This window comes from Opitutaceae bacterium (assembly GCA_041395105.1).
Classification (GTDB): Bacteria; Verrucomicrobiota; Verrucomicrobiia; order Opitutales; family Opitutaceae; genus B12-G4.
This window is the reverse complement of the sequence record JAWLBB010000001.1, coordinates 1,185,859-1,207,558: the sequence shown is the minus strand read 5'-3', so window position 1 is coordinate 1,207,558 and position 21,700 is coordinate 1,185,859. Positions and strand designations below refer to the sequence as shown.

General features: G+C 61.8%; 20 protein-coding genes. 10 read left to right on the top strand and 10 right to left on the bottom strand.

The window, feature by feature from the left end; translation table 11 throughout:
- The first annotated feature begins 3 nt into the window (after positions 1–3).
- From R3F07_04690 to R3F07_04680, 3 genes are all read left to right on the top strand, one after another.
- Complete coding sequence (locus R3F07_04690; protein ID MEZ5275659.1) at positions 4–627, top strand: hypothetical protein; 624 nt, start codon at positions 4–6, stop codon at positions 625–627.
- 9 nt (positions 628–636) lie between these two features.
- Complete coding sequence (locus tag R3F07_04685; protein ID MEZ5275658.1) at positions 637–1,713, top strand: PDZ domain-containing protein; 1,077 nt, start codon at positions 637–639, stop codon at positions 1,711–1,713.
- 126 nt (positions 1,714–1,839) lie between these two features.
- Positions 1,840–2,259, top strand: a complete 420-nt coding sequence (locus tag R3F07_04680) for a secondary thiamine-phosphate synthase enzyme YjbQ (protein ID MEZ5275657.1) — start codon at positions 1,840–1,842, stop codon at positions 2,257–2,259.
- 109 nt (positions 2,260–2,368) lie between these two features.
- Here the strand turns inward: R3F07_04680 and R3F07_04675 are convergent, their stop codons facing one another.
- From R3F07_04675 to rpsT, 9 genes are all read right to left on the bottom strand, one after another.
- A complete protein-coding gene (locus R3F07_04675) occupies positions 2,369–3,688 on the bottom strand; it encodes a secretin N-terminal domain-containing protein (protein ID MEZ5275656.1) in 1,320 nt (439 codons plus the stop codon).
- Positions 3,689–3,908: 220 nt separating this feature from the next.
- Positions 3,909–4,394, bottom strand: coding sequence for a hypothetical protein (locus tag R3F07_04670; GenBank protein ID MEZ5275655.1), 486 nt, complete (start codon positions 4,392–4,394; stop codon positions 3,909–3,911).
- The gene (locus tag R3F07_04665) at positions 4,391–4,945 is read right to left on the bottom strand and encodes a hypothetical protein (protein MEZ5275654.1); all 555 of its coding nucleotides are present in this window, start codon (positions 4,943–4,945) and stop codon (positions 4,391–4,393) included. The genes R3F07_04670 and R3F07_04665 overlap by 4 nt, the downstream gene beginning before the upstream one ends.
- Positions 4,942–5,556 carry a hypothetical protein gene (locus R3F07_04660; GenBank protein ID MEZ5275653.1) on the bottom strand — a complete coding sequence of 205 codons (615 nt, stop codon included), beginning with the start codon at positions 5,554–5,556 and terminating at the stop codon, positions 4,942–4,944. Before R3F07_04660 ends, R3F07_04665 begins: the two co-directional genes overlap by 4 nt.
- Positions 5,543–6,577 carry a hypothetical protein gene (locus R3F07_04655; protein ID MEZ5275652.1) on the bottom strand — a complete coding sequence of 345 codons (1,035 nt, stop codon included), beginning with the start codon at positions 6,575–6,577 and terminating at the stop codon, positions 5,543–5,545. Before R3F07_04655 ends, R3F07_04660 begins: the two co-directional genes overlap by 14 nt.
- A 581-nt stretch (positions 6,578–7,158) precedes the next feature.
- The gene (locus R3F07_04650) at positions 7,159–10,281 is read right to left on the bottom strand and encodes a UvrD-helicase domain-containing protein (protein ID MEZ5275651.1); all 3,123 of its coding nucleotides are present in this window, start codon (positions 10,279–10,281) and stop codon (positions 7,159–7,161) included.
- On the bottom strand, positions 10,278–13,190 hold the full coding sequence (locus R3F07_04645) for a PD-(D/E)XK nuclease family protein (GenBank protein ID MEZ5275650.1): 2,913 nt from the start codon (positions 13,188–13,190) through the stop codon (positions 10,278–10,280). Before R3F07_04645 ends, R3F07_04650 begins: the two co-directional genes overlap by 4 nt.
- Before the next feature lie 78 nt (positions 13,191–13,268).
- Entirely contained in the window at positions 13,269–14,075 is an 807-nt protein-coding gene (locus tag R3F07_04640) for a pseudouridine synthase (protein ID MEZ5275649.1), read from the bottom strand.
- Positions 14,076–14,180: 105 nt separating this feature from the next.
- Positions 14,181–14,438 carry a 30S ribosomal protein S20 gene (gene rpsT, locus R3F07_04635; protein ID MEZ5275648.1) on the bottom strand — a complete coding sequence of 86 codons (258 nt, stop codon included), beginning with the start codon at positions 14,436–14,438 and terminating at the stop codon, positions 14,181–14,183.
- Positions 14,439–14,606: 168 nt separating this feature from the next.
- On the opposite strand from rpsT, the gene R3F07_04630 reads away from it, so the two are divergent.
- From R3F07_04630 to R3F07_04605, 6 genes are all read left to right on the top strand, one after another.
- Positions 14,607–15,398: a DUF2071 domain-containing protein gene (locus R3F07_04630; protein MEZ5275647.1), complete on the top strand. Its 792-nt coding sequence runs from the start codon at positions 14,607–14,609 to the stop codon at positions 15,396–15,398.
- 423 nt (positions 15,399–15,821) lie between these two features.
- Positions 15,822–16,790: a sugar phosphate isomerase/epimerase gene (locus R3F07_04625; protein MEZ5275646.1), complete on the top strand. Its 969-nt coding sequence runs from the start codon at positions 15,822–15,824 to the stop codon at positions 16,788–16,790.
- 11 nt (positions 16,791–16,801) lie between these two features.
- The gene (locus R3F07_04620; GenBank protein ID MEZ5275645.1) at positions 16,802–17,272 is read left to right on the top strand and encodes an RpiB/LacA/LacB family sugar-phosphate isomerase; all 471 of its coding nucleotides are present in this window, start codon (positions 16,802–16,804) and stop codon (positions 17,270–17,272) included.
- Between the two features lie 12 nt (positions 17,273–17,284).
- Positions 17,285–18,292, top strand: coding sequence for a dihydroxyacetone kinase subunit DhaK (locus R3F07_04615; GenBank protein MEZ5275644.1), 1,008 nt, complete (start codon positions 17,285–17,287; stop codon positions 18,290–18,292).
- A gap of 25 nt (positions 18,293–18,317) precedes the next feature.
- Positions 18,318–18,962: a dihydroxyacetone kinase subunit DhaL gene (gene dhaL, locus R3F07_04610; GenBank protein ID MEZ5275643.1), complete on the top strand. Its 645-nt coding sequence runs from the start codon at positions 18,318–18,320 to the stop codon at positions 18,960–18,962.
- Complete coding sequence (locus R3F07_04605) at positions 18,962–19,525, top strand: hypothetical protein (GenBank protein MEZ5275642.1); 564 nt, start codon at positions 18,962–18,964, stop codon at positions 19,523–19,525. The genes dhaL and R3F07_04605 overlap by 1 nt, the downstream gene beginning before the upstream one ends.
- A gap of 283 nt (positions 19,526–19,808) precedes the next feature.
- Here the strand turns inward: R3F07_04605 and R3F07_04600 are convergent, their stop codons facing one another.
- Positions 19,809–20,675 (bottom strand): GNAT family N-acetyltransferase, encoded by an 867-nt coding sequence (locus R3F07_04600; GenBank protein MEZ5275641.1) that lies wholly within the window; start codon positions 20,673–20,675, stop codon positions 19,809–19,811.
- Between the two features lie 194 nt (positions 20,676–20,869).
- Here R3F07_04600 and R3F07_04595 point away from each other — a divergent pair, with 194 nt between their 5' ends.
- Positions 20,870–21,697: an MBL fold metallo-hydrolase gene (locus R3F07_04595; GenBank protein ID MEZ5275640.1), complete on the top strand. Its 828-nt coding sequence runs from the start codon at positions 20,870–20,872 to the stop codon at positions 21,695–21,697.
- The last annotated feature ends 3 nt before the right edge of the window (positions 21,698–21,700 follow it).

Here is a 21,700-nt window from a genome sequence, read left to right as displayed (position 1 = left end):
GTTATGGTTGAAGGCAAAGATTCAAAATCTCAGCAGATAACCCTCGAGAAGCTCCTTCATGTGAAGCGGGACGAGCGTCCCGAGCGTGAATTTTGGGACCGCTTCGAGCGAGAGCTTCATCAGAAGCAGCTTTCCGCCCTCGTCCAGGCCCAACCCTGGTACCTGAGGGCAAGTCGTTTGTTGGTTCGACTGGCCCGGCGGTCCGCTCCGCTGACCGCCGCCGCCGCCGCCGTTGCCGCCGGCTACTTCGTCGTCGGTGGCCCCGGCTTCGTGGCTCAGGCCCCGCTTGCCGACACCACCAACGGGCGCTACGAGACCGTGCGCGTGCGCCCGGTCGCAGCGGAAGCCGAGACCGCCGCTGTCGCCAGCCTGCCGGAACTGGTCGTCCAGCTCGCATCCTACCGGACCACAGAGCCGGAGATCCAGCCCGCGCCCATCCGTGCCGAAGCTCGATACGCGATGGATGTGATGGCCAAGAACGACCAGCCCGCACGATATGTGACGCTTTCCAGTCCCAAGACATTGTTCGCAGCCGACGCTCCGGAGGGAACCTACGTGGTCAACGCCCTCTCCACCACCCGGAACGCATTCCACTCCTCCGGGACCGGGGGTGTGGTCCAGTTCTAGGATCTCCGAATGGCGGAGAGATCGGCATGGCGCCGGTGGACGATTTTGACGGCAGCGGCCAGTGCCGCGTGTGCCGCCGGACTGCTTGAGGCCGCCCCATCCGGCGACGTCCTTGACCTTCAGGTCCGCCTGACCGAGCTCTATCAGGAGCATTCCAATGCTATCGTCAGGGTCAAAGTCGCGACCGAGGATCTCGATGAGAACGGCAAACCACGTATCTCGCTTCTGGTCTTTTCCGGTTTCTTCGTCAGCCCCGAAGGTCTGGTTCTGACCAATTCAACCGCGACCACCCAGGCAAACCGGATCTGGGTTGAGAAGAACGGGCTCTCCTACCTGGCGGAGTCCATCGGCAATGATCCCAGGACCAATGTGGGGCTCCTCCAGGTTCTCAAACTGCCGAGATCCTTCTCCCATATCCCTCTCGAGACCACAACTGAGTCTCCGGAGATCGGCTCACTCGTCATGGCCATCACCAGCCCCCTGGACTTCAACCCAACCCCTTCGATCGGCCTGGTCACCGGCTCCGAGAGTTCCTTCTCCAACTTCGTCTTCCCATTCACCTATTTGCGGGTGGGCATTCCCGGGGGGCCGGCCGAGGGCGGCTCTCCCATTCTCAACCTTGAAGGGCAACTCGTGGGAATTTCCGTCGCTTCCGTCCCGGAGGTGCGGTCCTCCTACGTCGTTCCAACCCGCGCCCTGGTCCGACTCCACGAGCAACTCAAGACCGCGGGGACAGTGCGTTACGGGGCCCTTCCCATTGAGTTCTCCGAAAGACCGGACCGTCTCAATGTGGCCAAGGAGATCTACGTTTCCCAGGTGAACCCGGAGAGTTCGGCCGGTAAGGCCGGGCTCAAGGAAGGTGATGTCCTGCGCTCCATCAACGAAGAGCCGCTCACATCGCTCAGCATGCTGCGCGATGCCATCTTCTTCTCCGAAATCGGATCGTTCCTCCGACTCGAGATCAATCGGGAGGACAAGACGCTCGGGTTCGCCCTGCCGATCGAACCGCTGTCCGAGATCTCCCGCCCCTCGACAACCACCAATCCGGCGACTCCGGACGCCGCCGCCTCCTCCCCGCGCGACTGAACCCGCGGGGAAAGAATCCGCTCGTCACTCCTACGGTTTCCCCGGGGACCTCCCTCCAGGTGTGTCATCGGACCGAAGACAGCCCCTGACCGTCGGAGACTCCGCCTTGCATCGCAGCCATCCGAAATGCCCGTCCAGACCCACGAAATCACCATCGCCACCCGCGGATGTGGAACCCGGGAAATCACCGGCGACATCGTCTCAATCCTCCGCCAATCCGGTCTCAAGGAGGGCATCGCCACCGTCTTCTGCCGCCACACCAGCTGCAGTCTGGTCATCATGGAGAACGCCGACCCATCGGCCCGGCGCGACCTGGAGGCCTTTCTCGAACGGCTCGTCCCGGAAAACGATCCGGCCTACACCCACACCGCCGAAGGGCCCGATGACATGCCCTCCCATATCCGGATGGCGCTGACCCGGACCGCGGAAATCATCCCTTTCTCCGCCGGCCGGCTTCTCCTGGGAACCTGGCAGGGCGTTTTTCTCTGGGAACACCGCAGGAGTCCCCACCAACGCAGTCTGATCATCTCGCTGCAGGGCGAGTGACCGACCGGAAAACCGTCCAGAAACAAAGAGGCCATGGCCCCGCCCTCCCGGGCGCAAGCCATGGCCGATATTGAAGGATCACCAGAAAAAACCTGGCAGACCCGGTCGCCTACTTTCCTCCGCTCGTGACCGAAGCCTGGGCGAAGGGATCAACGTTGCTCTTGTAGCCGGGGATATCTTCCGGAGTGAGCCCCATGTCACGGATCTGACGGGGATCAAAGACATCCTTATAGGTCGAGCCTTCGGGCGGCAGAATCCGCGCCGTGATGAAGATGACCAGGTTGCGGGACGAATTGTCCTTGGTGTCCGAGCGGAAGAGGCGACCGAGGCCGGGGATGTCCCCGAGGACGGGCACCTTGGATTCCTTGTCCTGGGACAGGCTCTCAATCAGGCCGCCCAGACCCATGGTGTAGCCGTCCTTGAGGGCGACATTGGTCGTCGTCTTGCGGACCGCGATGATCGGGATTTCCGCACCACCGGCGCCGCCGAAGCTGGTGCTGCCGTTCGTGCTGCTGACTTCCGGATCGATCTTCAGATTGATCAGGCCCTCGTTGTTCACCTGCGGCGTCACCCGCATGAGGATGCCGATGTCCTTGTATTCAAAACCGCTGACCTCAAAGGTTCCGCGCTCCTGATTATAGGTGTAATTGGGGATCGGATACTGTTCGCCGATCGATATGAAGGCCTCCGTGTTGTTCATCGTCACCACCGTCGGGTTGGAGACGAGGGTGGCATTCTGATTGTTTTCCAGGGCGCTCAGGATGACCGAGAACTTGTCCGCCGAGAAGACCGACGAAAAGAGGCTGGTCTTGGTGACCACATCGTTGACGTTCTGGCGGTCGAAGGAATGGAATCCGTCATCGCCGAGACCACCCTCGACCCCGACCTGGTAGGCATCGAGCGACGCCCAGTTGACACCGAGGTTCTTCAGGTCCTTGTCGGAGACCTCGACGAACTTGGTCTCGATCATGACCTGGTCGGTCGCCTTGTCGAGCGTGTCAATGACCGGACGGATCCGGCTCATCTGGGAGGGGCGCTCCGTGATGACGAGGGCATTGCTGCGATTGTCAATCTGGATGCGACCACCGGAAGCCGGGTCGATCATCGAGGTGACGGTCGGGCCGACCTCGGAGGCACGGGCATAGCTCAGAATGAAAATTTCCGTGACCGGCGGCTCCACCTGGAGCGACTCCTGGGAAACGATCTGGATGATGTTCCCGTCCTCCACGTAGGTGAACCCTACCGGGGAGAGGATGACATCGAAGATCTGCTTCCAGGTCACCTCGCGCAGCTTGAGCGACGAACGGCCCTGCAGGGTGTCCGGGACGACCAGATTGAGTTCGAAGAGATCCGCGATATTGCGCAGGATCACCCGGATTTCCTCATCGGGGAAATCCACCGAGAGCGTTTCCTGGCTCTTCTGAGTCACGATTGCCTGTTGTGTGGCGGCGCCGGGGAAGGCGACCTTTACGCTCTTGGAGGCCGATCCTGCCTCGGAGCCCGTTTGAACGGCAGCCGGAGCTTCAGCAACCTTCGCCTGAGGCGAGGAGGCCGAGGTATCCGGTTCCGGCGTTTGAGCAAGCAGTCCCGTTCCCAAAAGGGCGAGACCCAAGCACGTAACCATCATCCTGTTTTTCATAGCAATCCCTTTATTTGATTGGTCTGACTAGCTCTTCGCTGTTCAGGCGTATCCTGAAATTGTTCCGTTCGATCGAGGTGATCTCGACGGCGTAGACTGAACCTTCATAGGTAATCGTAAGCTTCTCTCCCACCTTGAGCCTCTTTTGTCCAAAAAGGAGATAATCGGTGTCGCCTATCCGGACTGACCCGGTCGGATCCACCCGAGGGCCGATCGCCTCAAGGATCTGACGGTCATTGTAGCGGGGCGCTGCGGCCACCGTCTCGACCGGCATATCCGAAACCACAGCCTGCGCCATCATCACCTCGAAAGGATCACGGGCCACCGCGATGGCCTCCGCGAAGGTGTTCGGCTTGGTTGAAAGCAGCTGATCGGCCAGTTCAAGGGTATCGGTCCGGTCCTTCACCGAGATGACCGTGCCCGTCGTCTGTGCCGGCGCCCCATGGACCAGGAGCAGGCCGGCCGCCGCAACGATCGATTTGATGGGTGACTTCATTTCGTTCCGAGCAGTTCAATGTTCATCGCCATGACCAGCAGGCGCCGGGTGCTTTCCCGACTGTGCTGCAGGGAGAAATTCTTCATCCGGTAATAACACGACCCGTTTTCCAACCGGTGCATGTAATCGAGGAGGACCGGGAAATCCGCGGTCACCACCAGCGAGTACTCAACCGGCTGGAATGATCCTTTCGCGCTGCCGATATTCGTCGGAGGCACCTGGCGCAGTTCGCCGAGCTTGGCCCCGGTCTCCCCTTCCAGGCGGTAGAAATACTGGAGATTCTTTGCCAACTCGGCCGGCCGGACCAGGCGCGACTCGAGTTCGGCCGACTTCTCCTTGATCGTCGCGACGTGTTCCTCCAGGCCGGACCCATTCACCAGATTCTTCATCAGAATCTCGCCTTCGGCCGACACAGTCTGGTAGCGGCCTTCCAGCTCCGGGGCCACGTTCATGCGGAAATAGGACGTCAACAGGACGAGAATCACGATCACCCCCGACACGCAGGGAATCGGGTAATTCTTGAGAAAAGCGACGAGGTCTTGGGTCTTCATGACGCAGCTCCCTTTCTGACGTTGCGCTGGAGAACGATCTCAAAGCTGAGGGCTTCGCTCCGCGCGTCCCGGACGAGTGTCGTCAGCGAGATGTCGGAGAACTTCGGTCCGATTCCCGGGTGCTCCCGCAGGATGTCCAGGTAATCGGAGAGGGCTATACTGGCCGTCTCGGAGTTGCCGAGGATGGTGCCGCGGATGACCACCCGCTCGTCTCCGAAGGCCATCGAATCCAGATCGAGCCCTTCCGGGATGGTCGGCCCGAGGCTCTCAAGGAATTCCGTGACCACAAGGTCGGTCGCGGCAAAATCGCGGACCTCCTGAAACTTGGCCGCCTCTTTCTTGAACTCGGCGCTGAGCTTGATGAAGGCGAGGTTCTCCGCCCGGCCGGCTTCGATCTTTTCCTCCCAGAGCGCAATTTCGTTTCTCAGATTCATCAGCTTGTACTCGCGTATCGCCAGAAAGAATACGGCAATCGCCGCGAGCGAGAGACTGATCGCATTGATGAAGAAATCCGTACGGACCACCTTCAGGTCGGGCAGCGAGTCCGCGATCCGGAAATTGGGATGCCAGTTGGGCTGGGCGGTGACGGCTTCTTTCTTAGTTCTTTTCATCCACTTCCGGGGTGAAGTCGCCCATCAGGCTGATCAATCCGAGCCAGGTTGAGTCGACGTTTTCCTCTTCCACCGTGCTGGCCAGGGTTATTCCCAGTTCTTTGAGCCAGCTCCTGAAGTCCATGGTCAGGACCCTGACTCCAAGCATGTCGGAGACGGTCTTCTGGAGCCAGGCCAGCTTGGCCGGCAGGTGGGCACAATAGAGCTGCCCGATTGTTTGGCCGGTCTGGACTTCATAGAAGCCGACCGAGGCCTGGAGTTCACGCACCAGCTTCTTGATGAGCTGTGGGCCAAGGCCGGTGAAGTCGAAACTGTTGGAGTAGAAGAGTCGGCGGGCGGATTCCTCGTCCTTCAATCCGAGCTCCTTCTGAATGACCGGGATCATGGACGAGATGCCGTAGGCGACCGGCCGCGAAATATCGACGCCGTCCTTGTTGACCACGAAGACATTTGTGGTGTCCGCGCTGATCTCCAGCACAAGGGTCGGCGGCGCTTCGCTCTGGCACTTCAAATAATGGATGATGCCGCCCAGGCTGGCCACGGTTCCCAGTTCCAGCCGGTCGGGAAACACTCCGACTTCCAGGAGACTGTCCTGGATCGACTGAATCTCCGTCTGAGGCGCTCCGCAGACGATCGCTTCCCTTGGAAGGCCCCGATCACCTCCGGAATCCGATCCGTCGGCCGCAGCCAGGAGATAGAGAAGGAATTCCTTGAGATCGATCTTCAGCTGCGAAGCAAGCAGATCCTGCAGGTAGGTGGACTCCCGGGCTTTCTTCGGATCGAGGCTTGTCCTCGAGACAACCCGGCCCTTCGGAAACACCCCGCAGCGCGAAGCCACATAGGCCCCCTGACGGGTTCCCGCGAACTGCCGGAACTCATCCGCCAGCACCGCACGATCATCCAGGGAGAATTCCCTCACGCTTTCGATGGTCAGAGGCGGGTTGAAGCCACTGGTTCGGGCAACGAACAGCGACTGTTCGTTCAGTTCCAAAAAGATGCCTTTGCCTTTCGACGATATCATCCGCAATAAACCCGATGCCGGACTCAGGGTTATCCCGAGCTATTTGGCGTTTCGAAGTGTCTATCGGCTCCGTGTTCGAAAGGTTGAACGGGTTTTCGGGAAGGGTGCTGTGTCTTTTTCAGGACATCCGCAATGCCCTGAGTAGTTTCCTCCACCGTCACGCAGACATGGGGAGAGTCCCTCATCCCCGCAGCCAAGTGGCCAGGCAGATGAAGGCCCGCCGACAGGCCCGTCCGATGACAGGCACCCCCAGACAGAAAGCTGTCAGGCAGGCGCGACCCACCCGGCTGAGAAGCCGGGGCGGCCCGCTCTCAATGAAATTCCAGCAGCGATCCGTCCACGACGGACCATCGTTCCTGAGGAACGCTTACCTCTGCCAAGTCCGCTTCTTGTGTCGATTCGACTTCAAACGCTTGCGGCGTTTGTGCTTCGACATCTTGAGGCGGCGCTTTTTCTTCAGATTGCCCATAGATTGAGGTCCGGAATTTTGAGAAAAACAGGCAAGCTGGGTCACAGCGCCGACGCTGTAAAGGATAATCTGACAGTGAGCCGCCACCGGCCTGTCACGCCGTCGGCGGAGTTCAATCCGGCGTCGTCTCCACCGCCCTGCCCAGCACCGTTGAATAGACCAGGGCCCTTGGAGAACCGCGGCGCAACCCCCGACCAATTGCCCGCGAATAGGCGGCCAGCTGCGGCGCATAGGTGGCACCCAATCGATCGAGCAGGGCCTGGTCATCTTCGCCCCGTCGTCTTCGATTGGTCTTCCAATCGATGACCAGATCAGCCTCCGCCCCGTCCTGAAGAGCCAGAAAATCAAGGATCCCGTCGATCCAACCCCGGTCTTCCCCGGGGACAAAGACAGCCACCTCCGTGTGAATGGTCACACCGGGCCTCTGCAGGATGGTCCACAGCTCGCTGGCCAGGAGCAGGTCGACCTCCCGGCGGGCACGCACCCCGAAGGACTCCCCGGAAACCGCCTGCAGCCGTTCCTCGAGATAATGATCGATGGTCGCACAATCGCCGCCCCAAGGCAGAAATTCCATGGTCTCATGCCACCAGAGCCCGTAGTCGACCGGATCCCCTCCCTCGCCTGGTTCCATCGTTTCGGTCGGACCCGATTCATGAAGCAGGCGGCGGACCTCATCGTGAGCCACCGCCAGCTCATGCGGCAGCAACCTCCGGGGAGCAGCCCCGGCCACTTCCCTCGCCCGGACGACGGCCTCAACCGCAATCGGTTCAAAGGGAATGCCGACCTCGACAAGGTCCGATGGCTTCCGGTCGCGGCGGTCCTCCCAGGTCACATCCTCGACCTCCGGAAGACGCTTCAGGTCCGAAACCAACCGATCCGGCTCCCCACCCGCCCAGATGGAGAGAAAGCTGCCTTCCTCTCCGGCCATGTCTTCGGGCAATGGCAGAAGCAAGTGCCGACTGGCTCGGGTCAGCGTCACGTAAAGGAGCCTCATGTATTCGCGCGTCAGCTCCCTCGTTCGCGAATCCGTCGTTTCTCCCGGCACACCGGCGGGGTCGAAATAGACCCGGGATCCTCCCGCGTCCTCGATCAGGGCAAACCCCGACTCGACCGGCCGCCTCAACTCCCGCCAGAGACCGATCGGTATGACCACCGGCCACTCGAGACCCTTTCCCGAGTGGCAGGTCACCAGGTTGAGCATGCCGCGGCCCGACTGCCCGGACGGCGTCTCGTTCTTCACCTCAGACACCAGGCGCGTCTGCAGATCCCGCACTCCGCCCCCGTCCTCGGAGATCCCGCCCGCGATCAGCCGGATCGCCTCCAGATCCTCCATCCCCCCAACACTCTCTCCGATCACCGCAAGGCGTTCCTTCAAACGGCAGGCCTCGATCAGCCCGTCGAGAAACCGGACCGGTTCAATCCCCGGTTCATCGCACTTCAGGATAAAAGGCCGGATCCGGCCGATCGCATCCCGGATCCCTTCCGGATACTCTTCCGGCGGGCTGAAATCCACGGCCGCCCCCGACATCACACCCGCGATTTCCCCATCCCCGATGCCAAAGATCTCACGGAGAACCCCCGCCCACTCAAAACCGTTCTCCGGGTCGACCACGATTGCCAGCAATCCCGCCACCCAGGCATAGGCCGGACGATCGCCGTTTCGGCTGGCCCGGGTCTGCAACGAAACCGGGAGGCCCGCCCGGGTCAACGACTCCCTCGCTGTCTCCAGCCATTGGCGACGCGGTGCGAGCAGGCAGACCTGCGACCAGTCGTCCACCCCGACGCCTTCGGGTCCGAGCCGGATCAGCAGATCGGCCAGCGCGTCCACCTCCTTCTTCAGCCGGTCCCCCACCCTTCCGTCACTGATAACTGGATACGAAAAGCGGCTGACCGCACCGGGAGCCACCGCGGGTCGGGGCGAAAGCCCCAGATAGGCCACCTGCAGGCAATCGCCATCGAGGGACTGGTTGTGGGGAATGGTCGGTGCAAATCCGGGGGCGACCACCCCGTTCATGAAGTCAATCAGCCTCTCGGGAAGTCGGAAGGTCACGCCGAAATCCAGGACTTCATTGCCCTGCCCCGTCCGCATCGCCTCGAGGTGCCGCCGGTAGTTGCGGATGTCGGCCCGGCCCCCGTATATCGATTGCTGGGCATCTCCCACCATGCAGAAGCGTCCGGCCTCAGGCGGAGCGCCTTCTCCCGGCCAGGAGCCCGGCAGCGCGCCCGGAGCCCGGGTGATCTCCACGAGGACACTGAACTGGGCGGGATCGGTGTCCTGCGCTTCGTCCAGGAGAATCCGATAGCCGTCCCGACGGATCCGATCGAGCATTTCCGGGTGTTCAATCAGGCGCAGGGCGAGTTCGATTTGGTCGTCGTAGCTCTGGACCCGTCGCTCCACCCGATGGAGGCGGTATCGGTCAGCCAGTTCGGCGGCCAGCAACCCGGCAACCCGGGCGCACCAGTCCTTGATCGGCTTGAAGAAGCCATCGTAGGACTCCACCACTCCGTTGGCCGTGCCGAACGGCTTGATCAGCGGGAGGAATTCCCTTTCTTCGCGGAAGGCCTTTGCCCACTGCCCAAGAGCCCTCTGGCTGGCCTCGAGATTTCGGGCGGAGACTCCCTTGCGCGACGGCTTCCGCTCGAGCAATGAAGCCAGCTCCGTCCAATCCGGCTCCGGCCTCTCCGGCACCATGCCACATTGCATCAATCGGCGTGACGATCGGACGGAAAGGATCTGGGCCAGATCGAAGATCGTGTTGAGCGGCCGGAACCGAAGAAAGGTCCGGAGGGCCTCCTCCCCGACCGACTGGAAATGCATGGGATCACTCTCGAGGAATCCCTCCCAGAGAGTCGCGTCGGTCGCATCCTCGACCACCTCCGGATCCAGGTCCACGCCCAGCGGTTGCCCGTAACGCCGGGCCAGCAAGAGGCAGAAACTGTGGATCGTGCCGAAGAAGGCCCGACCCAGATCCTCGAGAGCCCCTTCATGATGACCGCCTTCCTTGGTCAGCTTCTCCATCAATGAAAGGCGAGCCTTCTGCCGGATCTCCAGTGCCGCCTTCCGGGTGAATGTCACCACCACGGTCTTCGAAAGAATCTCACCGGCCCCCTCGACCAGCGTCAAACCGGCCAGTCGCTCGGCTATGGCGGTCGTCTTGCCCGAACCCGCGTTGGCGTTAATCGCGAAATTGCGGTCCAGCTCACTCGGCAAACCGTTGCCGGGCAGCCTGATCAACCGGTCGATGCATCATCATCTCCTTCTCCGCAGATTTCACCGAGCAGTCCGGCAAAGGTCAGATTGAACTTTTCCTGCAGGATGGCGTGTTCAACCGGCACGCAGGCCATGGGGAGGGCTACTGCCCGGCCATACGGGCTTCGGTCCGGCGTCAGGGGGCCAAAACGCCCGCTCAGGATCATTCCGCCCAATCGATCGAAAGCCGGTTGAACGGCGTCCAGGGAGGTGTCGGTCATTTCCGAATCCTTCCCTTCGACCGAATGGATCATCCGCACCACCGCATGAACGGCGCCCAGTTCCATCGCCGCCTTCAGATAGACCCCCAATTGCAGCCCAGCGCCGCGCCGTCCCATCTTGTCCGCACTGAGGGATTCATCCGCACCCGTCTTGAAATCAACGATCTTGACCGTCGCATCCTCCCACCCCGGCCGATCGAGAATCACCAGATCAAGCCGCCCGCTCACCTCCAGTGGACCCGACCGGGTCGGTATTGCCGTCCCGCGCGGCAGGGAATATTCAACCCCCAGCCAAGACCCCTCGAGTCCCTCGGACACACGGCCGAAAAGGCGACGGGCAAGGGAGGCCAACTCCAGTTGGAAGGATTGCCAATAGGCATTGTCGGGACGCGAATGACGCCACGTCGCCAATGCCTCCTCCAGCCTCCGCGAAACGGCCTCGGCCCCCGGATTGGGGAAGAACGAGCCGACCGGGATGTCACCCCGCAGGGCCTGTGCAATCAGGCGGTGGGCAAGCAATCCAAGCTCCTTCGCGCGCGAACGTTCCAGTGCCTCTTCATCGATCGGTTGCAAACGCAACACGCCCTCGTACCAAAGGAGGGTCGGGTCCTGAATACCTCGCTCCAGGAGACGCGCGGCCCATCGCCGCTGCCCGATCAGGCCGGGACCCGGGCAATAGGACCAGGAATCAAAGGCCCGGGCCGGATTCCGTCGCCCGCTCCAGATCTCCGCCCACCGCTCAATCGTTTCATCCGGGGTGAAGGGATCCGCCCGCGGCCTTCGCGCCAATCCGGTCCAGCTCTTCCGACCGACCTCAGGCCCTCCATTCATCCGGCTCCTTCTCAGGAGGATCCGCTCCAGCCACGGATGGGGAGACCGATCGGCCTCGCTCCCGTCATTGACCCGGAGGCAGGCGGAAAACGCCACCGCTTCTCCTGCGTTGTTGCAGATATCGAGACAGCCCAGACGTTCAAGAATGGACGCATCCTCCACCAGAGGCAGCAACACCGGCGTCAATCCTCGCCGGTTGATCTCGCGCCGGGCGCTGTCGGAAAGCCAGAACGTCTCCTCCAAAGGGGCAGGCCAGGCCTCAGCGTTGCTTGCCGCGAAAATCACGTGCGTCCAGACTTGCGCCATGGCCCGCTTCCGGGTCGTCAGCACCACCGGGGCAAAGTCGTCCCGGACAAACCCTTCGCGCGGCGCCCGTTCCGGCAGGGAACCACTCAACAGGTCGATGACCGCATCGCGTGGATAAAGGAGATCCCCTTTGGCGATCAACTCGCGCACCCCGCTCACTTTCTCGGGTCCGTCCATCCCCCATCGCGCCGCCAGTTCGTCGAGAAGCTGCACCGCCCGGGCAACCGACAAACGTTCGGGCCAGATGCCCAGCGATCCGGCCAGGTTCACCATTTCCTCGCCGCCCCTCGTCTCCATTGCCTCAGGCACGCGGATGGCGTCCTCAACCCGATGGGATTGGGCCCCGTCAAAGACCCGCTCAATCCAGTTCCGGCTCTCGCTCGCCCGGAGTTCCAGGTGACCGTGACTGTGTAGCCGCCGGGCCACTACCCACAGATCCTCCAGACGGCATCCGCCCCGCTGATAAGCGAGAACCGCCCGAAGCAGGCCCGTATCCCCAGACGGGGAACCCGTCGTCCCGATCTCATCGCAGAAGCGGATCCCGGCGCCGGCCAGCTTCTCGGCCAGGTCCATCACCAGCGGTGAAACCGAAGGGAAAACCACCGCGATGCGCGCCCCCGGCACCGCCAGCCAGCTGACCAACTGATTGAAGATCAAGCCCACCTCCGCCAGCGGATCCGTCCCTATCAGGACGGTCGTCCGCTCAAAGACCGCGGAATCCTCCTCTCCGGACCGATTCAATGCCCACGCCCGGGCCAGATCACCAGCTGGTCGATCCTCCTGTTCAGGAAGGCTCAAACCTTCCGATCCCACGATCCGTTCCATCAGCGCCACCCAGTCTTCCTCGAGCGGTTTTCCCTCGAAGGACGGAAATGGGACAACCGCAGTCAATTCGGCGATCCCCGCCGACAGACGGGCCAGATCGGGCCAGTCCTTCCAATTCTCGGCGGAAAAACCGTAGATCAGGGCGCGGGAGGCTCGAATACCCGCCCCCTCGTCTTCAGCGCCGTCACCAATAACCGGATCACTGCAGGGCGGAGTAAGCCCCTGCCGTCCCAGCCATCGTCGGAGTTCCCGGAATACCTTCCTGACAAAGGGGTGTGGAAAGACGTCTTCAGTCAGGCCGGCCCGAAGAAGATCCTCCCAGTCGTCGATTCCGCCGGAAGGGCGGCTCAGGAGGCTTTGGGACAATCCCTCCTCTTCCGTATCTCCCGGGCTGCGCTCAAGACAGGCTTCCACCGAGGCCTTGAGGCCGAATTCCAGAACCACCCGCCCGGGGACGACCGCCTGTGCCTTCCCAGCCGCGACCGGCAATCGCCCGATCAAACCCGGAGTCACAAAACGGATCCCCACGGAAACAATTCCATCACCAGCCATCCGGAGCCGGAGGGCTCGGGCCTGTCCCCGGGTTGGAACAACCACATACCCCGGGAAAACGCCGCCGGCACGGCTCAGCCACGGCCTGACCACATCCGCCCACGCGGCCTCCCAATCCTGGGTCAACCAGAGCTGCCGTTTTGCCGTCGGGTCATACATGGGCCGGCGGGGATCATGGATGAAGATCGCCGACTTAAGAATGAAAATCGTCAGGTGAGCCGGCAAAGCCGGCCGTCCCTACCGCCCGCCGAATTCGCGAATGCGTCTGATCAATACCTCGAACCCTTTGGGCAAGGGTGCCTCCACCCGGACCGTCATGTCCTCGGCCAGACAAACGTCGATCCGCGACAGATGCAGGGCCAGGTGGGCATAGATCGGACGTTCCGGTCTTTCCGATCTCCGGAATCCCCGCTTCAGTTGGGAGAGGAATATATGGGGAACGGCATTGTAGACCGACTCCCCGACAATCCCCAGACCGCATTCCGCGGCGTGGACCCGCACCTGGTGCATGCGGGCATAATCCGTCTGCGCCTCCCAGAGCTGCAGTCGGCCAAAATCCTCCACCTGGCGAAAGTGGGTCACTGTCTTCTTGCCGGTCTGACTCGAGACCAGCATTCGATTGGCCTGCTTGTGCCGGGCCAGGGGCAGATCACAGGTCAGGGCGGTCTCGCCCGAAGGCGCTTCGGCCAGCAACTGATAGGTCAGCTTCAGTCCCCCGGACCCCGAGAGATTGCGCAACTGCGCCCCGGCTTCCTCCGTCTTGGCCAGAAGAACAATTCCCGATTCATCGCGGTCGAGCCGATTGACCGCCATGGGCGAAAGCATGCCCAACGCCAAGAGCTGCGGTTTGTCGTCCCTGACCTCCCTGCGCAGGGCCGAGACCAGATCCGCCTCTCCCGGATACCAGGGGTCGGCCACCGCGATCACTCCCGCCGGCTTGGCGATGGCGCACCATTCCGGTTCGTCGGCGACCAGGTCAAACTTGATCCGGCCCTCCCCGAAACGCCCTTCAGCGAATGAGATGAATGATCCAGAACCAGCCATTCCAATCAAAATGCGGCCTGGCCAACCCGAGGTCGATTCGACAAAAAACCCCCGAAACCGCAGGCCGCGATCCGGGGGCAACGAAAATCCGACACTGTTCTGGGGTCAGGAAAAGAGGATTTGCGAATACTTCGACTTGAGTCGACCGGCGGCGTTCTTGTGGATCACGCCCACTTTCGCCGCTGTGTCCAGGGCGGAGATGTATTCGCGCACGACTGCCTTGGTGGCTTCGGCATCGCCCTGGGCGATCGACGCGCTGACCCGCCGTGAAAGCGTCTTGATCCGGCTCTTGCGCGCCTTGTTACGCAAACGATTGGTGTCGTTCTTCCGGATGTTCTTAATTGCTGACTTCGTATTGGCCATGACTCGGGAAAAACGGCGAACATTGACCACCCCGACCGGAAGTCAAGGGATTTTGTGTGGTGAGAGTCCCGGGAACGGGGCGATGGGCCCGGGGTTCGTTCCCCACCCGGCAACGGCCATCGCATATTCCGCATTCCAATTCCTCCCCGCATCTGATTGGCTGGTTTCATGAGCGGACCCCAACGGGACCGAAAGCTGAATTCCCGTCCATCGGGTTCGAGACTGATGCGCCAGACCTGGTCCCACCTGCTGTTCATGCACTGGAGGATCGATGAAGCGCTTCTGGCTCCGCTGCTGCCCCGGAAGTTGGAGCTCGATCTTCATGATGGGGCCGCCTGGATCGGGTTGATTCCATTTTCGATGCGCCATGTCCGGCCAGGCTTTGGTCCATCGATCCCCGGTCTCAGTTCCTTCGGCGAGGTCAATCTCCGCACCTACGTCACGTTTCGCGGCGAGCCCGGGGTCTGGTTCCTCTCCCTCGATGCATCCAATCCGCTGGCCGTCTGGTTCGCCCGGGTGGCCTTCCACCTCCCCTATTTCCGCGCTTCGATCCGGACGTCCAACGATGAGACCCGGAATCAGTTTTCCAGCCGGCGCTCCGGCCGGTCGGGCGTGCCCGCCACCTTCGATGCCCAATGGAGACCGGGCGCCCCCCTCGGCCGGATCAAACCCGGTTCTCTTCCCTGGTTCCTCACCGAGCGCTACCGCCTTTTCACCTCGGTCAACCAGGAGATCCGGACCGCCGAGATCCGCCACGATCCCTGGCCCCTCCGAGAAGCGACCCTCGACCGTTTCGAATCCACGCTCTTTGAAGCTGCCGGTCTTCCCGCTCCGTCCGCCCCCCCGGTCCTTCACCATTCCGACGAGTTGGCGGTGGAAGTCTGGCCGCTCCGCAATCCCGCCCAATCCGCCCGCCGCTCCGTGTTGATCGAGCCCGAGGGAGCCCCCAAACCAGTCTGAACGGCGGATCGGGCCTGACCGCACGACAGGCCATCCCTGGAAGTGAAACGACACCACCCGATCGCGCCCGTCGAACGCCTGCAGGATCCACGCCGGTCTTATGCCACCACAACGGGCCGCAGTTCCGCCTTGCCTGCCGACTTCAGGCCGACTGAATCGGGAAACTGAGGATTATCCATCCGTATGATTCACCCTGACATTTCATTATTCATGGAAATTTGCCCACGAATCTGCACGAATCATCACAAATGAATGCAGCAGTCGTGGATTCGTGTCGATTCGTGCAGATTCGTGGGCAGAACGAGACAATCATCTGGCATCCTTGATGATATATCATCGCGCGATGGATACAGATTCCTGAGACTATGAGATTCATTTTCCCGGCAGCCTCACCCACCTCAAGGCCATCTTCCAGATCTGATTATGACCCAACCCAAGTGCGCCCTCATCACCGCCTTTGTCGGCAAGACCAAGGATCGGTTTCACGAATACAATGAGGACAGGACCCTCGAGGAGAAATTTCAGATGGTCTCCCGAATGAAGGGAATGACCGGCGTCGAGTGCATCTTCCCCTACGAAATCAACGAGGCCACTGCGTTCAAGGGCCTGTTGAAGAAGTACCGGCTCAAACCGGCCGCCATCAACGTCAACGTCAAGGCCGAGCCGGAGTTCAAGGCCGGAGGGCTAACCTCGCTGAAGGCGGCCACCCGCAAACGGGCCGTCCAGTTCATCAGGGATTCCAAGGACTTCGCCGCCGAGGTCGGCGCCGACAAGGTCACCTGCTGCCCGCTGGGGGATGGCTACGAGTTCGCCTTTCAAGGCGATTACGCCCGGATGTGGAAATTCCTCATCGAGACCCTCGGCGAGGCTGCCGACTACCGAAGGGAAATCCCGCTCTTCATCGAATACAAGCCGAGCGAGACCCGGGGCCGCTGCTTCCTCGACACCGCCACGAAAACCCTCTGCCTGCTCAACGACATCGGGATCGATCAGATGGGCATCACCCTGGATTTCGGGCACTCCAAGTACGGACACGAAAATCCCGCGGAGATCGTCTCCCTGCTCTCCCATTCGCGATTCCCCTTCTACATCCACATCAACGACAACAACGGAAAGTGGGACTGGGACTACATGGTGGCGTCCCACAACTACGTTGAATACGTGGAGTTCCTCTACTACCTCCAGGAGGTCGGTTACAACGATTTCCTGACCACCGATGCCTCCCCCACCCGTTGGGACATCGTCGGATTCTTTGAGGCCAACACCCGGATGACCCGGAAAATCTGGAGGCTCCTCGAGACAATCGACCGGAAGGAATTCCGCCGGCTCATCCGGGGCGGCGATTTCCTCAAGACCTGGCGCTTCATTGAAAGGAACATCCTGAAACTCTGATCCCCGCCCCCATGACCAAGCCCCCTCCCCGCATCGCCATCGATGCCGACGACGCCGCCTTCGGATTGAAAAAGATCATCTTCGATCATCTCAAGTCCAAGGGTGTCGACATCACCGATCTCGACCTGCATACCCGGCAGGCCTGTGATTATCCGGAAATCGGATACAATCTGGCCCGCGAGGTGGCCGCCGGACATTTCGATCGGGGCATCCTGATCTGCGGCACGGGTCTGGGCATGGCCATGATCGCCAACAAGGTACCCGGGGTCTGGGCCGGAACCTGCCACGACACCTTTTCCGCCGAGCGACTGATCAAGAGCAACGATGCCAACGTCATCACATTCGGCGAACGGGTCATCGGGCCCGAACTCGCCAAGATGATCGTCGATCACTGGCTCGCCTCGACCTTCGCCGGTGGAGGTTCCGCCCCCAAGGTGGCCAAGCTGCGCAAGCTCGAGGCCGCTTCGTTCCAGAAATCCTGAAAGCAAGAGACCATGCAGAAAATCATCAACAACCCCGCAGATGTCGTCGACGAGATGATCCTGGGCTATCTTCGCGCACACCCGGATCTCGTCCTCGAAACGGAGAATCCCCGGGTCCTCAAGTCGACCTGCGCCGGTCAACCCGGCCGGGTCGGCATCGTGACCGGAGGCGGCTCAGGCCATAAGCCGGCCTTTGTCGGCTATGTGGGCCGGAACATGGTCGATGCGGTCGCGATGGGAGAGATCTTCTCGTCGCCTCCCGCCCAGATGTTCTACGACGCCTTCAAGGCGGCCGACGGCGGCAAGGGCATTGCCTGTCTCTACGGCAACTACGCCGGCGACAACATGAACGTGAAGATGGCCATCGAATTGGCCCGGGAGGAGGGCATCGAGGTCAGGACAGTCGTGGCCAACGACGATGTGCCTTCCGCGCCGGCGGACCAGGCCGACCGTCGACGTGGAGTGGCTGGAGAGATTTTCATGTGGAAGGTCGGTGCGGCCCGCGCCGCGATGGGCGGCACCCTCGACGAGGTCATCGCCGAGGCCCGGAAAGCGATCAACAACACCCGCAGCATGGGCATCGGCCTGAGCCCCTGTGCCATTCCCGAGGTCGGGCACCCGAATTTCACGATCGAGGACGGCACCATGGAGGTCGGCATCGGACACCACGGAGAACCCGGACTGGAGGTGGCCCCGATCGAGACCGCCGCCCAGATGGCCCGCCGCATGTGCGCGATCATCCTGCCGGATCTTCCCTTCAGGGCCGGAGACGAAGCCGTCGTCCTCGTCAGCGGACTCGGCAGCACCCCCCTGCTCGAACAGTACATCTTTTTCAGGGAGGTCGCCGGGATCCTTGATGCAGAGAAGATCCGGGTCCACCGGTCCTACGTCGGCAACTACTTCACCTCACTGGAAATGGCCGGTATCACCCTGACCCTGATGAAGCTCGACGACAACCTCAAGGCGTGCATCGATCTCGAGGCGGATTCGATGGGCCTCCGTCAATTCGGCACCGCCTGAGAGGTTGTCTGGAGATCACTGAATTATGGCGTCCACCTTCACCAATGCGGCCGGCGCACGGATCGTTCCCGACCTGATCAAGGCCATTCAATCCCAGAAACAATACCTCAGCGATATCGACGGCGCCATCGGCGACGGGGATCACGGCATCAACATGAACAAGGGTTTCACCCTGGCCGGTGAACAGCTCGTCGCGGCGCCCGGCGACCTCACCCACGCCCTGAATACCCTTTCCAGGGTTCTCATGCTGAAGATCGGCGGCTCGATGGGTCCGCTCTACGGGATGTTTTTCAAGGCGATGGCCACGGCCACCAACGGCGTCGACCCGATTGATGCCGCCGTCGTCGCCCGGATGCTTTGGGCGTCCCGCGAGAGCATCGAAAAGATCAGCCCGGCCCGGCCGGGTGACAAGACCCTGATAGACACCCTGGTTCCGGCGGTTGACGCTTATCAAGCCGCCCTCGATCAGGGCAGGTCATTCCCGGACTGCCTCGACTCGATGTCGGAAGCCGCGGAGAGAGGCCGCGATTCGACCCGCGACATGGTGTCCAGGCTGGGACGATCCAGCCGGCTGGGCGAACGCTCCCGCGGGGTCATCGATGCCGGTGCCGCTTCCTGCTGCCTCATCCTCCAGACCATGGCCGCCACGATCAAGGACCTGCTCCATTGATGGATACTCCGGCTGCACCCGATCCCGCCGTCGCCCGGGAAGTCTTCGACCGGGCCCTCGACCTCCTCCGCCATGTCGAATTCCCCCTGACCGCCGCCGATCGGGCCGAGCTCAAGGTGAACGACTTCGGTCTCGGCGATCTTCGGCATGAAGGCTTCGTCTTCGCCGACCTCCTGCGGACCGACCGGGTCCGGGTCGTCATCCTCATCCTCCTGCCCCGACAGACCCTCCCCGAACACCGCCACCCGCCCTATCCCGGCGAATCGGGAAAGGAAGAAACGCTCCGCTGCCTCTGGGGTGAAACCCGGCTCTACCTGCCCGGCGAACCCAATAATCCGGAAATCCTCGTGCCGAGAGGGAAAGACGCCTTCTACACCTCCCGCCACGAGGTCATCCTGCGGCCGGGTGAACAGTATTCAGTTCTTCCGGACGTGCCTCACTGGTTTCAGGGCGGCCCCGAAGGCACCGTCTTCCTGACCTTTCAGAACCGGGTCAACGAGGACCACAACATCTTCACCGATCCCGGGAGCACCGGTTGCCCGATCCCGATGACCAACTACTGAGCCAAGAGAGGGCGGCCGAATGGCTCTAGAGGCTGTAATGCACTTTCAGCCTGGATGACCCTGTACGAACAGCCCGCCAAGGCGTCAGGTGCGAAGAACTGTAGCCACGCCGCTGTGTCGGCGTTCTCGAGGCAAGGGAACACTTCGACAGAGCGAAGTCGCCCCACCTGTGGTGAGCCTGCCGAATCCAGTCTCTTGGGGCGTGTCCGCGTGAGTTTGCGGCAAGAGACTGCCGCAGCTACACCTCATGATCCGTCCCTTGCGGGCCCACGTGCCCAGTCGATCAACCCAGCTCGGGTCCGGCGACTGCAAACAGTTCGTTCCGGAAGTCCGGCCCGAAGCGGCCCCGCATCATGCGGGTAAATGAGCGCTCGATCTCGAAACCCTGGCTGTGCAGCCAGCCGATGAACTTGGAGCGCCGGACCGGAACGTCGAGTATCCAGGTCGTCTCCTCGCATCCGAAATAGTCCGAGAGAAAGGAACGGGCCGCCTCCGGCGTCCGGGCCAGGAAGGGTCCGACCTGAACCGCGGTCCGCCCCCGGCGCCCCCAAGCAGCCGCCTCGAGACGACCATCCGGTGCCGTTCGACCCACGCAAAGATCCCGCCAATTCTCTTCCATCCACTTCAAGGTGAGGCTGCGGTCATGGCCGGCAAGCTCCTGATCCCAGCGGATGGCCACCTCGCCCAATTCGATTCCGCGATCCAGACCACCCGATTTCGCCAGATCGCCCCTCCGCTCCGGGCGCCGCATCCGAACCAGTTCGCCGCCATCAAGGAAACCAAGGCGCTTGTAGATCGGCTGGCCCTCCGGGGTCGCATCGAGAGCCGGCACCAGGCCGACACTTTCGCAATATTCCACCGCTTCCTGGAGCAGGCAGGTCGCCAGGCCGCGTCCCCTCCAGACCGGGTCGACAAGGATCATGCCGACCCACCCGATTCCGTTCGGGTAGGCGAGGACAACGACCGTCCCGACGATCATGTCATCAAAGGTGACTCCCCGGCCCCACCCCTTTTCAAGTAGGAATCTCCAGTGACTTTCCGATTGATTCCATTCGGCCAAGGATGACAGGCGCAAACAGGCGGTTGCATCGGCGGGTTCAAGGCTGCGGACGGTCAATTCCGCCGGAAGCTCAGCGATGGTTTGTCTCATGGTTTCAGAGGTTCATTCGGCCGCGGCCGAAGGCTCGTCGATCATGACGGAAGTCTTCGAGAGACCGATCAAGGATTGAAGAAAGCAACCTCAACAAAACACAGGAATTCGTTGGCCGCAAACCCATTGAAAGCCACACTGTGTTTTTCTGGCCCCAGTCTGTCCGACGAAGAACCCCCTGAGATCACCAACCCATGAAACCTTCACCGGAAATCGAACTGACGATCATCGGAAGCGGCGCCGTCCGCGTCCGGCCAGACCGGGGCGGCACCGCCGCCTGCCTGCGGATCGGGACCGAGACCATCCTGATCGACTGCGGCCGTTGTGCGGTGCAAAATCTTGTCCGCTTCGGCCATCCCGTCGAGTCGGTCACCGCGGTCCTTCTGACCCACCTTCACTTCGACCATGTTTGCGATCTGGCCCAGCTCCTCATCCTATCCTGGAACAACGGTCGCACCTGGCGTATGCCGGTCATCGGTCCGAAAGGAACCCGCGATTTCCTCGAATATGGCGTCCGCCGGGCCTACGCCGCCGATCTCGCCACCCGCCTCGGCAAGAACCGGAAAGACCCCGACCATCTGGAATGGGATGTGACCGAGATCGAGTCCGATGGACCGGTGATGACAGGCGACGGCTACCGGATCATCGCCGGCCGGACGCCCCATACCGGGATGGAGGCTTTCAATTTCCGGATCGAAGCGGGTGATCGGACCGTGGTCGTGACGAGCGACACCGAATGGCACGAAGGGCTGGTCGATTTCTGCCGGGGCGCCGAGGTGCTTCTGATCGAATGCTCGGGAACCGAGGAATTCCTCAAGACCGTCCCCTGGGGCGGGTGGCATATGACGCCCGAACGAATCGCCCACCTCGCCAATGCGGCAGGCGTCCGGAAGGTGGTCCTCAAACATCTGGCGATCGAGAGCTTCGTCGATGATCCCGGGATCGGGGAAGAGATGGCGGCCACCGTCAGACAGCTGACCGACGCCCGGGTGGACGTCGCGCGCGACGGACTCCGCCTCTAGGGT

What these genes read in the sequence shown, in the direction of transcription:
- R3F07_04690 (MEZ5275659.1), top strand. Translation starts at nt 4, where the DNA reads ATGGTTGAAGGCAAAGATTCAAAATCTCAGCAGATAACCCTCGAGAAG.
- R3F07_04685 (MEZ5275658.1), top strand. Translation starts at nt 637, where the DNA reads ATGGCGGAGAGATCGGCATGGCGCCGGTGGACGATTTTGACGGCAGCG.
- R3F07_04680 (MEZ5275657.1), top strand. Translation starts at nt 1,840, where the DNA reads ATGCCCGTCCAGACCCACGAAATCACCATCGCCACCCGCGGATGTGGA.
- R3F07_04670 (MEZ5275655.1), bottom strand. Translation starts at nt 4,394, where the DNA reads ATGAAGTCACCCATCAAATCGATCGTTGCGGCGGCCGGCCTGCTCCTG.
- R3F07_04665 (MEZ5275654.1), bottom strand. Translation starts at nt 4,945, where the DNA reads ATGAAGACCCAAGACCTCGTCGCTTTTCTCAAGAATTACCCGATTCCC.
- R3F07_04660 (MEZ5275653.1), bottom strand. Translation starts at nt 5,556, where the DNA reads ATGAAAAGAACTAAGAAAGAAGCCGTCACCGCCCAGCCCAACTGGCAT.
- R3F07_04655 (MEZ5275652.1), bottom strand. Translation starts at nt 6,577, where the DNA reads ATGATATCGTCGAAAGGCAAAGGCATCTTTTTGGAACTGAACGAACAG.
- R3F07_04645 (MEZ5275650.1), bottom strand. Translation starts at nt 13,190, where the DNA reads ATGTATGACCCGACGGCAAAACGGCAGCTCTGGTTGACCCAGGATTGG.
- R3F07_04640 (MEZ5275649.1), bottom strand. Translation starts at nt 14,075, where the DNA reads ATGGCTGGTTCTGGATCATTCATCTCATTCGCTGAAGGGCGTTTCGGG.
- rpsT (MEZ5275648.1), bottom strand. Translation starts at nt 14,438, where the DNA reads ATGGCCAATACGAAGTCAGCAATTAAGAACATCCGGAAGAACGACACC.
- R3F07_04630 (MEZ5275647.1), top strand. Translation starts at nt 14,607, where the DNA reads ATGAGCGGACCCCAACGGGACCGAAAGCTGAATTCCCGTCCATCGGGT.
- R3F07_04625 (MEZ5275646.1), top strand. Translation starts at nt 15,822, where the DNA reads ATGACCCAACCCAAGTGCGCCCTCATCACCGCCTTTGTCGGCAAGACC.
- R3F07_04620 (MEZ5275645.1), top strand. Translation starts at nt 16,802, where the DNA reads ATGACCAAGCCCCCTCCCCGCATCGCCATCGATGCCGACGACGCCGCC.
- R3F07_04615 (MEZ5275644.1), top strand. Translation starts at nt 17,285, where the DNA reads ATGCAGAAAATCATCAACAACCCCGCAGATGTCGTCGACGAGATGATC.
- dhaL (MEZ5275643.1), top strand. Translation starts at nt 18,318, where the DNA reads ATGGCGTCCACCTTCACCAATGCGGCCGGCGCACGGATCGTTCCCGAC.
- R3F07_04605 (MEZ5275642.1), top strand. Translation starts at nt 18,962, where the DNA reads ATGGATACTCCGGCTGCACCCGATCCCGCCGTCGCCCGGGAAGTCTTC.
- R3F07_04600 (MEZ5275641.1), bottom strand. Translation starts at nt 20,675, where the DNA reads ATGAGACAAACCATCGCTGAGCTTCCGGCGGAATTGACCGTCCGCAGC.
- R3F07_04595 (MEZ5275640.1), top strand. Translation starts at nt 20,870, where the DNA reads ATGAAACCTTCACCGGAAATCGAACTGACGATCATCGGAAGCGGCGCC.